Below are 13113 nucleotides of genomic sequence, written 5' to 3'. Positions count from 1 at the left end.
GTAGCAGTAAACCGGTGGTCCTGTAGATATCGCAGGGAATTTGTCATGACGCTGTTTTCAATGACAAAGCGCGGTCCGTTTGCGGCAAAGACGTTGACGCCGTTTGGCATCTTGACGCTAGAGCCTGCGCTTTTGCTGGGTGCGGGCGTGGGACGTTTTTGGGGCACGAGGGCAGAAATGTACTGGACGATGATGTGCGAAGCGGCGTTGTCTCATGCCACGCGCTTCTGCTATCTGATCACAGCAAAATGATGGCTGGTTTTACCATTGTTTTACCCTCACCAATCGCAGGCAATAAAAAACCAACCGTAAAGGTTGGTTTTTTAAGGGATAATTTGGTCGGCACGAGAGGATTTGAAAAGTTAAACTAACATTATGCATTTAAAGGTATTTAAAACTGATATATATGTTAAATATGCCTATGCATATGCCTAAAACATGTGCTTATGAAAATTACTTACTTTTCCATTGTCGACGTAAGAGGGCTATGAAATCTTCGACATATAAAAGCTTATCTAAGGTAAATGCCTGTCTTCCAACATGAGCTGGGTTCAAGAAGACCGGAGCTTTATCTTGTCCCATTGAGAATGATGAATACATAGTATTGGGACTAGCCAGGTACTCAGCCTGAGTTTTCCATGAGGCTGAGGAGCCACCTGATATGCTTAGTGCAGGCACGAGATGAGTTAATCGTTGTGTAGGATCGATGTCAGAGTAGATCCATAAAGCATAATCTAAAGCTTTTGAGAGCTGCTCAGTTACCTGTTCTTCGATGATGGCGGGAAGGCCTCCTGAAGGTGAAGCCAAAGGTAATGAGATCAGTAGATCGCCATTAGAATGTAGCTTTACAAGATTCTTAAGATCCCGGTTTAGCGTCTGACATATACACAGCGCTCCATTTTCAAGCGATACATTGGTGCCAAATTGCTTGTTGAAGATAGCATGCCTGCCGAAAAGAGCTTCTTTTGATAACTTATCCTCGAGCTCTTTAGAGTCCATTTGAGCAGGACGGATAATGGTTGAATCAGGGCCGGCAGCAATTGAGATATCCAGATTGATTGCGCTTTGTGAAAAAGTTTGGTTACTGCGCGGCAGATTCTCAACTGCTCTAGTTTTAAGGCCCACAGGATCAAGAGGTGCTACTGCACGGGCAAGTACAAGGTCATGAATTGCTTTAAGAGCTTTAGCTTTTAGATCTTCAGCTGAAGAAAATTCCCCTCTAAAAAGGCCTTTTTCCCAAGTACTTACTTCCTTTATCAGTTTATCCTGTTCAGGTTCCGCTTCGCTGATTTCACTTTCGATGAAGATAATCAAGGGCTTGGTATTACGAGCTTCGATGACTTCCTCGTGGGTTGCTGATAGGCCTGACTGTTGTATCGCTCCATATCGAGAGCCTAAAATCAAAATTACAGCGTCAGATTCACGAACACCGTTAAGACAAGTGATTTGTGGCGAATTTGCTCTAGCCCCAAAATCCTCTGCCATAAGTGGTTTATGCCCAAGAACACAAATGGCATCCTTGACAGCTTTTCTTTTATCTTCAAAACCCGATATCAACGAACTTATGAAAATATTCATATGAATTCTCAGCAGACAGGTTATTAATAAGTATAGGCATTAATCGTGAGTCGACCTTTATTACCAAATAGGAAAATTATGAAAAATTGGTCTGCTGAGGATACAAGAGCAGTTAAAGCTTGGCTGAACATAGAAAACTATAAAAGTTTTGAAGATACAACGCTCAATGCGCTATACCACGAGTTATGGGCAAGAGCCCTTCTTTTTAAGCCATGGCCGACTGAAGAGGAAAAGGTCGGTCTTGGTGGATACATGAGACAGATCTTCAATGGGAAGCCTTTCCTCTTCGAGCCCGAACAGCTTAACTACATGCAAGATGATCAAACTCTTCAAAGCGTTCCTCACGTCTTCATTACTGATATAACCAGACTTGCTCAACTTAGTGTAACTGGTCTCCGGGTCAATCTGTTCTCTTGGGAGCAAGGTAGTGACGAGTACTGCGTAAACCTTCCCCACCATGAAGCATATGTATCTACGGTTATGTCAGCGATATGTGAAAGCACCGTCCTTTTAGAAATCGACCTTGCCAGTGGTACAGACGATGAAATTGCAGAGTCTATCAAATCAGCTCTTCCGCAATGGAGACGCGTGAAGGGGATTGAAGCTGACGAGTCAAGATCTGTGCGCTTCGGCTACGGCACAATTAAGAAGGTTATCTCTTATCGGCTCATAGCAATGCTCGACGTGCTTCTGTGGGCAAAAATGAATGACCTACGCCTTTCAGACGACAGGCTGTCGAGACTTTTGTACACAGACGAAGATGATGAGGCAGTTATTCGTCTGCACTACCATATCAAAGACGCAGACAGACCCCTTGCGATGAAAGCTGCGACCATAGATTTCATTAGGCAGTTCAACTTCTTCATAAATCGAAACCTACACCTGAAAAACATGAGAGTTTCGGAGGTTATGAAACTCTCGGATTCTAACTGACCTATCCTTCAGCGGTTCTGTTGTCTTGAGTCGCACTAACCCTCCTCTCCATATCTCCCTTACATTTGCTCTCGTCGAAACTGCACCGAGGAGAGCAACATGAAAACACAAAATACGAAACTAATGCGTTTACCTGCTGTGATTGAGAGGACTGGTTTTAGTCGTTCTTGGATCTACGAGTTGATCAATCAAAAGCAGTTTCCTCAACCTATCAAGATTGGCTCTCGTGCGGTGGCATTTATTGAGGGTGAAATTGATGAATGGATTGAAATGTTAATTTCTAAATCACGAAGCGAAACCATTTAAGAGGGCTTTATTATGAAACTGAACGATTTTATCAGCACCAATAAATATTTCGCGGACATGAATAAACAAGCATTTGATGAAAAATTCGAACATGACGAAGTTGTAGCTATGTGTAATGATGAATTTTCTAAAAGCATTGCTTTCTGGTTGGGAGAATATCTCTCAGGGAATATAAAGGGGGCGGTATCTGCTATTTTTGAACTTGAGTTTAAAATACAGTACGCGGTCTTTTCAATATGGATGACTTTATTTAAACAGAAAGCAGATGTTGAAAATTTGGCAAAAATGATCCTTTTGTTTAAATCTGAACATGAATTTAAGGATTTTAAGTTGTAAGATTTTTAAAAAAAATCTTATTTGTATAGGGTTAATATAGCAGTAATAGGTATGGGACCATGTATCATATGCATGGCCCTTCATATATATGAATTACAATCTGTCTGGCTTTTTTATGGTTTCTGATAGTGGTTCAATCTTCGAATCCAACACTTCCTGTTCATTTTTAATTCTTTGAGTTAAATGTTCGCTTCTAAGATTGGCAACACGTGATTGAATAGACATAAATTTTTCGAATTGCGGTTCTACGTCGAGAGTGAATTTCTGACCAAATCCATAGCTAATGAGATGAGATATTGAATGTTTATCATCAAGATTATTATCGATTTTGTAGTCTGATAAATATTGGAAGAAATCAAGGAACTCACTTGCTGATAACTCTAACAGGCAGCGATCGTAAAACTCGAAGGCAGATGATTCATTTAATTCTTGCAGGATCTCGTTTTCATTCTCAGGGAAATATACCCACATAATTTATAAGTTATTTTTAATATCAATCATAGGCTCTTCCTGGTTTTTATTTATATATAACAAATGATAAAGTAAAATCAAGTATTGACTAATTAAATAGTTGTGTTATTAAAAATTAATGCCGTGAAAGTTGTCGATGAAATGGAAAGAATTAAAAGCCAAAACAGCTTAAATTTTGCAAAATTCTTTACGGAAATAAAGCGAAGTTAGTTGTATCAAGCTGCACAGAGTGTTTTTAAGGTATCAGGTAAATAGAATAAACCTAATATATACCTTATTAACATTTGGAAAGAATATTTAGGACCATCCTTTATTGACAGTTATTAAGCGGTATATTAATAAAATATTCTTGCAAAATTATTGTAGGTCATTGTTTTTGAATATTTAACCTATACCTGTTTTGCAAAGAATTTAACTGAAAAAAAAGGAGAGTTTATGGAAAGATTTGGTATTAAAACGTTTAAAATGAAAAATGGTGAGCGCTACTGCATTATAAAAAACAAGAAAACAGGTATCCCGGTATTTTATCCATGTTTATTTATTACTACACAACTGAGAAACAGTAGTGAATCGATAAAGACAATTGAGACTCAGGCAGGGTGTATCGCACTTTTTTATCGGTTTCTTTTTATACGCAATATAGACATTGAAGAGCGAATTCAAACAGCCAGATTCCTGGATAACAACGAAATTGATCTTCTGCGGGATTTTGTCGGAAAGAGGATGAGAACTGCGAAAGTGATTAATATCAAAGATCATCATCCTGGAGTATGCAGTGCGACAAAGTACATACGGCTTACGACAATAGCGAAATATCTCGAATGGTTGTGTCAGCTAACAATCAAGAATATAGATGATGGCTACAGGAAAATTTCCTGCTTTGTGAAAAAAATAAAAGCCAGAAGGCCGAAGATAAAATACAGGAATTCAGAAGGCAATGTCTATAAAACAATTGAAGAAGAAGACCTGGATATGCTTCATTCTGTTATTAATCCTCAATGTGAATTTAATCCATTCGACAAAAAAGTTCGCCAGAGAAATCAGCTTATAGTCACGATATTACATTCGCTAGGGATAAGGTGTGGGGAGTTATTGAACCTGAGAGTAGAAGATATTGATTTTGCAGCGCAAATGCTTTTCATAAGACGAAGGGCTGACAGTATTGAGGACACAAGAGTCAATCAGCCCCTCGTAAAAACGCTTGAAAGAAATTTACCCATGTCTGACGAACTTACCAGACTTCTCCATTCATATATTACAGGCGAAAGAAAAGCCAATATCAGAAAGAAAAAGCACGGATACCTTTTTATTACGCACAAAGAAGGTGAGACACGTGGCGATCCTCTGTCCGTTCCTTCTTACCATAAGATCATTTACAGACTGAGAAGCATTGACTCAGGTTTAAGCCAGTTAACCGGACATAAGTTCAGACACACCTGGAACTATCTGTTTTCGAAACTAATGGATGAAAGCACTGAGTATGTGAGTGAAGAGATGCAAGAGAAAATGCGTTCAGACCATATGGGGTGGGAGCCGGGTTCTGGAACAGCACAAATCTACAACAGACGATTTATTGTTAATGAATCAGTAAAAGCAGCCTTGCAACTTCAGGATAATATCTTTAAAAAGCGCAGCGGGGTCTCCTATGAATAAATTAGGGTTTAAGAATGCGCAACGAGATATCTTTCATGCAAAAAATGAAAGTTACACATTTGGATTGGATGACGAATTCTGGGAGTTAAGTAGAAATATAAAATTGAATGTGGGTGAGGTCACTAAAAGGTTGTCAGATAATCTCAGGTTCGGTTATGTGAATACACTGAAATATTTCGCAGAAGAAATCAGCCCCGGTTCTGTTAAGCAAATTAACAGGGTTTTCATGAAGTTCATTTCGTTTATGAGCTTTGATTCAATTGACGAAGCTGTAATGCTAACAACAAAATCAAGTGATAAGTTCTCGAATCAGGATCTCATTTGTCTCAGAATCCTAATCAAAAAATGGTATGAACTAGGTTTTGAGGGGATTACCAAAAATTGTGTAGACCTCGTTGATAACTGGACGATAAAAGACAATAAAAAGGGGGAGGTGGTTAAAAGACGAGATCCTTATCAGGGCCCCCTGACAGACATGGAGTTTGATAACTTTTACGATGCTGTCTCACGTGCATACCAGAAGGATACGATATCTTATTCTGATCTGGCAATGGCCTTAATTACCATTCATACGGGAAGAAGAAGTTTACAAATCACACAGATAAAAACGAAAGATATCATAAAGGAAAGAGCAATAAACGAATGCTATATAAATATCCCCAGAATAAAGCAAGGTGAAAAATACAGAGCATCATTCAGGCGATTCAGAATTACAAATGAATTATTCAACATATTTAAAGAGCAGGCTCGTATTGTTTCTGAGGATTTTAGCAAGCAGTTTGGCAGAAAGCTCTCTGAAAGAGAGATATCAGAATTACCATTGTTTGCCTGTCAGGAAAGGCTTGAAGCGATTGTTGATTGTGAGAATCTACATGAGATTCTTTCCTCAGACAGACTTCATGCCTATGCGATAAAGTGTACTCAAACGCTCAAAAGAATAGCTACAACAGAGAATGTAATCTCGGAAAGGACGGGTGAAGTAATAAATATAAATGCCCGGCGGTTTCGCTATACGTTAGGTACACGGCTCGCAAGAGAGGGCTACGGAGAAGTCGTCATAGGCGAATTACTTGATCATTCCACTTTAATGTATACAGGCGTTTATGTTCAGTCAGGTCCAGATAGTTTAAATAAAATCGAAGATGCCGTTTCCGCTGAGCTTGGCTACTACGCAAAGATGTTTCAGGGAGTGCTGATTAACAAAAGTGAGGATAAATATCCCGGCGGCAACATCAGAATCAATACTGGTGAAAAGTCAGGGCAATGCGCCAGTTGCAAATCCTGCACAGCATGTGTGCCCATTCCCTGTTACACCTGCATGCATTTCAGACCTTTTGTTGAAGGGCCGCATGAAAAATTACTCGAATATTTACTCGATGAGCGTAACAGGATTCAGTGCATAGTGTCTGATCCTGTGACTACACAGATACTGGACAGAACAATTATTGCAGTATCAGAGGTGATAAATAAGTGCAAAGAAATCAAATTAAACCCGGAGGTGTTAAATGGATGATATTAAAAATGATAAGTTAAGAGTGCTCGAAACGCGCAGGGAAAAATATTGCGCGCAGAAAATAGATGATTTTGTGAGCTACTGTCGGTTCACTCTCAATAAAAACGACCTTGTGAGCTGGGAGGAGGTTAACTGGTCAAAAATTTTCCTTTTCACTAAAACCCCTGTCAAAGGCGTCAAAAAAAACTCTGTTATTGTAAATGAGCCATTAGACAAGAATTTTATTGAGTTCGCTAAAAGCTATGTCCTTTACCACTACATGAATGGAGGCAAGAAAATCAATCAGCGTCTGAATATCGTTTTCAGAACACTTGAGACTGCCCTCTTGCAGGTCAATGGGCGGAGTCATATTCAGTACGTTAACCTCACAGTTCTGGACCAGTGCGTTGTTACCTTAAAAAGCACATACACCAAAGCAGTAGCGCACGCCTCCGGCAGAGTACTGGAAGGACTGGTTTCATTTCTCAGAGAAAAAGAATTCCTGGTCACGCAGTCACTTCTATGGAAGAGCCCGCTAAAAGCGCCGGAAGCAAGCCACAGGCTCACTAAAACTGCACAAGAGGCCCGTGAGGCAAAGTTACCTGACGAAGAGTCATTGAATGCTATCGCTGAAATCTTCGCACTTCCAGACGATCAGCTTTCAGAAATGGACGTGTTCATAAGCTCTGTCTTTGCGTTGCTTATGTGTGCGCCTTCCAGAGTAACCGAAATCCTGACGCTCCCTGCGGATTGTGAAATCCGTGAGGCGGACAGGGAAGGAAAGCTGAGGTACGGGCTGAGATTCTATTCAGAAAAAGGCTTTGGTGGAAATGTGAAGTGGATACCAGAAGTCATGGTTCCGGTTGCTGAGATAGCTATCAGGAGGCTGAGGACTCTTTCAGAAAACGCCCGGACATATGCCAGAGAGATTGAGATTTCTGGTCAGGGCCGTGAGCTTTACCCAGACTTCCCCTGGTACGATAAAGAAAAGAACATTCGATACAGCAACGCACTATGTCTTCTGTTCCGGTATCAGCTCAGCACAAGCATAAAAACACAAAGAAGTCTTTTCAGACCAACTGCCACACTTGTCAGCGCCAATCTGGGGAGCACTGAGTATCGCAGGACGCACTGCATTTCTACGATTTTTGACAGGCACGGCTACAAAGGGTCAAAGGGGAATAACCTTTCACTCAAAAGTCACCAGGCAAGACACTTACTTAATACGATTGCACAACGGGGTGGGCTTGGAGATTTTGAACTAGCCAAGTGGTCAGGACGAGTGAGGGAAACACAAAACAGAACCTATAACCACGTCAGCCAGGAAGAGAAGGTTCGGGAGTCAGTTAAGCATAATGTGCAGAATATTGGCATTAAACCAGAAAACACCACCCCACGAGCTATAGCAAACCCTTCATGGCGTATTGATGTTAAAAAAACAGGCCATGCAGCCATTCACGTGACAGAGTTCGGCTACTGCACTCATGACTACGTAATCTCTCCGTGTACGAAGTTCAGGGACTGTATCAATTGCAGCGATCATACGTGCGTGAAAGGGGACAAAGACTCGCTAGGCAAGCTGGAAGCTACTGCGGCATACACCGAGCAGCTTCTTGAAAAGGCAAAGGTTGATATGGAAGAGGAATACGGGGCTGACAAGTGGGTGGCCTATCACGAAAAAACCCAAGCAAGACTTCTGGATTTGATAGCGTTACTCAAAAGCAAAAATCTTGAGGACGGGGCGCTGGTAAGACTGGAGGGTGATGATTTTACACATATGAAAAATCTCACAGGCGCGAGCAGAAATGAACTGATTGGAAATGAAAGGATAAATCATAATTAAAAGGAGAATCATATGGCTAAACATCTGGATAATAAAGACATCAGCATAATTAAAAACACAATAGCAGGTTGGGACAGTGAGAAGTCAGGTAAGCTTTCATGGGAATATCTTTGTGACAGGCTTGAACCTCTGATTGGTAAGCGACCAACCCGTCAGTCACTGGGACTTCACAAAGATATTGTCATGGCTTTCAATATTAAGAAGGAAAATATTAAGTCTGGAAACGATGAAGAAAAACGGCCAGCTAATTTAAAAATGGCCTCACAGCGTATCAGTAATCTCGAATTCAAAAATAAAGTACTGGCGGAAGAGCTCAGGAGTCTGGAAGAAAGGTTTGTTGTATGGCAGTTTAATGCTATAAATCACGGAATCAGTTTTGAACAACTTAATAATGGTCTGCCCAAGATAGACAGGGAGACGAATGCTGATTAAATATTTAGTTGCGCAGATATTGCGCAATTTAAATTATATGTTATCTTGTATATACAACCAAGGGATGGTTGATCATTTTTGCAAGGATGCAATCTATGAAAAAGACAGACGCTCTTTCAAGAGAAGAAAAGCTACTTTTGCTTTTGCAAATGTTCATTGAGAGATTAAAAACATCAGGTTTTGCACAGGACAAGATAATTCGCTATATCTGGCTGTTCTGTGTCGGTTACTACATTAAGTACTACCTTCCACAATCTACAACAGATCACGCTGATCGTTTTACTATCATATCTATGCTTTCAAACGCTCTAAAATCGAGTTCTTCCAGAATCATTCAGCATCTTGGTTATGAGCACGAGATCACTTTTTTCTTTCGCTTTATGATTCACTATGCCATTGATAATGAAGAAGAGGCTGAAAATATTCATCGTGAGGAAAGGGTAAAGTATGAGAAAGCTGTACTCCTGAATCAGGTTGTTACTGCCAGAAGGAAGAGAAAAAAAAAGAGAATCTAAAAGTTATGTTATATACCTGTTGATTAAATTTTTAATTATGGGCTTGATTCTCAATAAGCCTCCTTAATTGAATGAGTAGAACGTTGGATTTAAAAAATATATTTAAATAAGGTTGTAAACCTAAAATTAAACTATATTAAAGCTGGTGATTTTGAAATATGCTTCAATAAGCTGTAGTTAAATGATTAAATCCGTTACTTTTATTTTCCCACAAAGTTAGTTTGTCATGGCGATTTGTGAAGTGAATCATGAAAATAAAATTTATACTAATCGACGTTAAGATATAATAAATGTAAATGATTTCTACATTAGAATCTCTATCAAAGGGAGTGAAAGCCTATGCAGGTTGCATCTGAAAAAGCATTAATGAGTGCTGTTGCAAGAACCAAAAAGCCTCTAACAATTCTACTTGGATCTCCTATATCAGCAGCAGAAGGACCAAATAGGCTAGGTGTATCAACTGTATCAGAAATTGTTGAAATGATTGAGCTAACTTTAAAAAAAGAAAATCTATATGAGCAATTTGAAGAATTAAAAATAACAAATACTATTGAACGTTATCAACATGGATTTGATTTTGTAAAAAACTATATAAATCAAGATGAAGTGAATAATATTATTAAAAATGCTGTCTTAAATGCTTATGATAAAGATAATGAGAGTTGGTACATTCCAAAGGGATTGGATAGTTTATGTGAAATTATATCATCACAATGTGTGAATATCACAAGTGTAATAACCACAAATTTTGATCCATTAATAGAAGAAGGATTAAAAAAACATGGTGTAACTCCCATGAGCAAAATCCTCCATAGTGATGGTGGGTTAGAGTTTTTCAATGAAAATATACCACGCAGTATTCCAGTTATCCATCTACATGGATTTTGGGAGGGGGCTGATACGCTACACACTCCTAAACAACTCTCAAGCAAACGACCCCAATTAAAGTCTTCCTTATCAAGATTATTAAAAGATACAACTCTCGTAGTGATTGCCTATGGCGGTTGGGACGACATTTTTGTAGAAGCTCTTCAGGACATAGCTTATGACAACAGTGTAAATGCAGATGTAATTTGGGCTTTTTTTGAGAGCAACGAGCAAATAGTAGAACGGAAATATGAAAAATTATTCAATGGGGTCAGGAGTATATATCAGCGTGGGCGGTTCAGACCATACTATGGTATTGAGTGCAACTATTTCCTCAGCAAACTTAAAGAAACTTTGATTCGTGAAAATTCTAATTCAGCTACTAATTCTGCAGTTGTTTTGCATGAAAGCTCTAATAAGAAAAATGCTTTTGATACTGTAATTACTGAAATAAAGAAAAGTATGGCAGGGGAAAGTATTGATAGCAGTTCTGTTTTCGAACAAATGCCGTTAAAACGCTATCCTGCCCACCGAAACATCAGACTCGTAGAGCAGTCTCAATTTGCAGATGACATAAAAACTCATCGTGTAGCTTCAATTATTGCAGATTGGGGTATGGAAAGGAATGGTTTTCTATATTCTTTAAAAGAAAATGAATTCAGTCCTATATATTCAAAGAGAATTTTTAATGTAAATATTGAAGGCTGCGAAAGCATAGATGATATAGATAGAAGGTTTAAAGATAGGTTTGGTCATAGCCTACATACATTTGTAGTTATAGCCTCTGAATGGAATGATATTGTAATACTATTTGAAGATGTAACTTCTCTTGATAAGCAGCATATTTTCAATAATTATCTTAAGCTCATTAACCTTCTACTAGACTTTATACCGAACGTTTTAATTATAAATAGTGGGGATGCTTCTTTAGCAAAATTGGAATTTCCAATAATTGCGCTAAAGCCATTATCAGAGCCTGACGTAAAATCTTATATTATGGAACATCCTGATGGCGAAAAGGAATTTTTAGCGCAATCTTATTTTGATTCAATAGTCCGATTATCATCGGGTTTGCCTACCCGGTTGAATAATATAATGCGGCAGTTAAAAGTTGTTGGTATTGAGAGTCTTTTGGAAGATGAGTATAACCAAAAAATAGATCTTGATGAATTTAAAGATGATGATCCAATTCCACCTCACCTGAAGGAGTCATTATTAAGTTTTATCACAAAGAAAAATTCAACAAGACATTATGAGCTGTTGAAAATACTTTCTATTCTTCAATATGGAGATACCTACTCTAGACTTAAAAGATTTAATGGTAATTCACCTTTTTCTATATCAGATTTTCTAGATATTTCTGCTTGTGGTCTTACAACTACGTCGGAAAAAATAATAGTATTAAGTGAAAAAGGATTAAAAGAAAAAGAACCTGTTCATGTTATAAATCCTTTAGTTGGCATTTATATAAGGCAGGGGATTGAAAACGACGAGTACCATTCAATTGTTAGAAAATATCTTGACCTAACTTTTGGTGATATGTGGATAAGTGGTGATATTAAGTTCAATCAGTCTTCTTTGAGGTATTTACAAGATGTTAGTAAATCCGGGCCTGGTAATGCGCATATACTTATATCTGCATACCTCAGGCACGCAGTTGAAAAAGATATGCGTAGAGAAATTAAGGCTACCTTTAATTTAGCTTTGGCATTTTTTCAGTTCTTAGAGAATAATGAGCGTTATAAAGATCTAATATTTTCAGCTACAGAAATTAAAGCACTAATGAAAGATTCTTCTGAAATAATCCAACTTGGGAGATTGCATTATTCTTTAGCTAAAGGGTTAAGAATGCTTAGCTATAAAAAAGAATCGGTCGATGAAATGTTACTTGCATTAAAACAGCCAAGTTTATTTAAGGATCAGGAAATAGCATTTTGCAAGTTACAAATTGCTTTAGCTTACGATAACATGACCGGTTATGAAGCAGAAGCTACAACTTATGCAGAAGAAGTCAAAAAATCGAGTGCTACAAATTCTTCTACATTTGTTCATGCTGAACTAATTTTGGCAAAAAATTCATCTGACGTTTCCAGAATTCAACAACTAAAAAAAGTATTAAGGAAATCAGAACGATATGGTTTTAAGGTGGTTAAAAGTCAGGCAGCTATTTTAATATCAAGGTATCAGGATGACCATGAAGAAAATGACAAGTTATTAAACTCTGCTTTAATGAATTTAAATGATACATATTCTACTTACAATGTGATAGTTGAGAGGAATATTTCTTATCTTGACAGGAATATGGTTGATTGCATCAAAGACGCAGACATTAATATACTTTGTATTGCTTATTCTTATTTTTATTCACAAAGAATTGATATTCTTCTTCAAAAAACACATAGAATTTTATGGGCAGTTTTTGTAGACAGAAAAGACAATGAAAGTTTAATTAAATTATTTAGATACAGTTCGTTTGTTTGGCGTTTAAAAAACGATCATGAGTCAGAGCAAAAATATGCAGACCTTCTTAATGTTATTGAAATGAAACTGAATGACGATTACTTGAATGATTTAATAAAATACGCGCGCGTTAGGATTAAGGTTTTAAGAAATACTATTCAAGAAAATCTGATTGAATAGTCCCTTTCAGTAAGGATTAAATTATATGTAACACTAACGCTAAAATT

Annotated in this window: 11 protein-coding genes; 10 read left to right on the top strand and 1 reads right to left on the bottom strand. The window is 38.0% G+C overall.

Features of this window, described 5'->3' with window-relative positions:
- Window positions 1–45 precede the first annotated feature (45 nt).
- A complete protein-coding gene (locus NYE92_RS07290) occupies window positions 46–252 on the top strand; it encodes a hypothetical protein (RefSeq protein ID WP_029570305.1) in 207 nt (68 codons plus the stop codon).
- Window positions 253–453: 201 nt separating this feature from the next.
- On the opposite strand, the gene NYE92_RS07285 is transcribed toward NYE92_RS07290, so the two are convergent.
- Window positions 454–1578, bottom strand: coding sequence for a DUF4062 domain-containing protein (locus tag NYE92_RS07285; RefSeq protein ID WP_089528009.1), 1125 nt, complete (start codon window positions 1576–1578; stop codon window positions 454–456).
- Between the two features lie 78 nt (window positions 1579–1656).
- Here NYE92_RS07285 and NYE92_RS07280 point away from each other — a divergent pair, with 78 nt between their 5' ends.
- From NYE92_RS07280 to NYE92_RS07240, 9 genes are all read left to right on the top strand, one after another.
- Complete coding sequence (locus tag NYE92_RS07280; protein ID WP_259018800.1) at window positions 1657–2511, top strand: DUF6387 family protein; 855 nt, start codon at window positions 1657–1659, stop codon at window positions 2509–2511.
- 99 nt (window positions 2512–2610) lie between these two features.
- Entirely contained in the window at window positions 2611–2817 is a 207-nt protein-coding gene (locus tag NYE92_RS07275; RefSeq protein WP_090959286.1) for an AlpA family transcriptional regulator, read from the top strand.
- 12 nt (window positions 2818–2829) lie between these two features.
- Window positions 2830–3153 carry a hypothetical protein gene (locus NYE92_RS07270; RefSeq protein WP_161610883.1) on the top strand — a complete coding sequence of 108 codons (324 nt, stop codon included), beginning with the start codon at window positions 2830–2832 and terminating at the stop codon, window positions 3151–3153.
- Window positions 3154–4059: 906 nt separating this feature from the next.
- Complete coding sequence (locus NYE92_RS07265) at window positions 4060–5277, top strand: site-specific integrase (protein ID WP_259018799.1); 1218 nt, start codon at window positions 4060–4062, stop codon at window positions 5275–5277.
- On the top strand, window positions 5270–6790 hold the full coding sequence (locus tag NYE92_RS07260) for a site-specific integrase (protein ID WP_259018798.1): 1521 nt from the start codon (window positions 5270–5272) through the stop codon (window positions 6788–6790). Before NYE92_RS07265 ends, NYE92_RS07260 begins: the two co-directional genes overlap by 8 nt.
- Window positions 6783–8612 carry an integrase gene (locus NYE92_RS07255; protein ID WP_259018797.1) on the top strand — a complete coding sequence of 610 codons (1830 nt, stop codon included), beginning with the start codon at window positions 6783–6785 and terminating at the stop codon, window positions 8610–8612. The genes NYE92_RS07260 and NYE92_RS07255 overlap by 8 nt, the downstream gene beginning before the upstream one ends.
- A 12-nt stretch (window positions 8613–8624) precedes the next feature.
- Window positions 8625–9044, top strand: a complete 420-nt coding sequence (locus NYE92_RS07250) for a hypothetical protein (RefSeq protein ID WP_083069128.1) — start codon at window positions 8625–8627, stop codon at window positions 9042–9044.
- Between the two features lie 95 nt (window positions 9045–9139).
- On the top strand, window positions 9140–9559 hold the full coding sequence (locus NYE92_RS07245) for a hypothetical protein (protein WP_259018795.1): 420 nt from the start codon (window positions 9140–9142) through the stop codon (window positions 9557–9559).
- A 339-nt stretch (window positions 9560–9898) separates the two neighbouring features.
- Complete coding sequence (locus NYE92_RS07240) at window positions 9899–13066, top strand: SIR2 family protein (RefSeq protein WP_259018793.1); 3168 nt, start codon at window positions 9899–9901, stop codon at window positions 13064–13066.
- Window positions 13067–13113: the final 47 nt, after the last annotated feature.

It is taken from the genome of Pantoea sp. B566 (genome assembly GCF_024793925.1).
Lineage (GTDB): Bacteria > Pseudomonadota > Gammaproteobacteria > Enterobacterales > Enterobacteriaceae > Pantoea > Pantoea ananatis.
This window is presented reverse-complemented; position numbering and strand designations above follow the sequence as displayed.

Coding starts and splice junctions, on each gene's coding strand:
- NYE92_RS07290 (WP_029570305.1), top strand. CDS start 46: ATGACGCTGTTTTCAATGACAAAGCGCGGTCCGTTTGCGGCAAAGACG.
- NYE92_RS07285 (WP_089528009.1), bottom strand. CDS start 1,578: ATGAATATTTTCATAAGTTCGTTGATATCGGGTTTTGAAGATAAAAGA.
- NYE92_RS07280 (WP_259018800.1), top strand. CDS start 1,657: ATGAAAAATTGGTCTGCTGAGGATACAAGAGCAGTTAAAGCTTGGCTG.
- NYE92_RS07275 (WP_090959286.1), top strand. CDS start 2,611: ATGAAAACACAAAATACGAAACTAATGCGTTTACCTGCTGTGATTGAG.
- NYE92_RS07270 (WP_161610883.1), top strand. CDS start 2,830: ATGAAACTGAACGATTTTATCAGCACCAATAAATATTTCGCGGACATG.
- NYE92_RS07265 (WP_259018799.1), top strand. CDS start 4,060: ATGGAAAGATTTGGTATTAAAACGTTTAAAATGAAAAATGGTGAGCGC.
- NYE92_RS07260 (WP_259018798.1), top strand. CDS start 5,270: ATGAATAAATTAGGGTTTAAGAATGCGCAACGAGATATCTTTCATGCA.
- NYE92_RS07255 (WP_259018797.1), top strand. CDS start 6,783: ATGGATGATATTAAAAATGATAAGTTAAGAGTGCTCGAAACGCGCAGG.
- NYE92_RS07250 (WP_083069128.1), top strand. CDS start 8,625: ATGGCTAAACATCTGGATAATAAAGACATCAGCATAATTAAAAACACA.
- NYE92_RS07245 (WP_259018795.1), top strand. CDS start 9,140: ATGAAAAAGACAGACGCTCTTTCAAGAGAAGAAAAGCTACTTTTGCTT.
- NYE92_RS07240 (WP_259018793.1), top strand. CDS start 9,899: ATGCAGGTTGCATCTGAAAAAGCATTAATGAGTGCTGTTGCAAGAACC.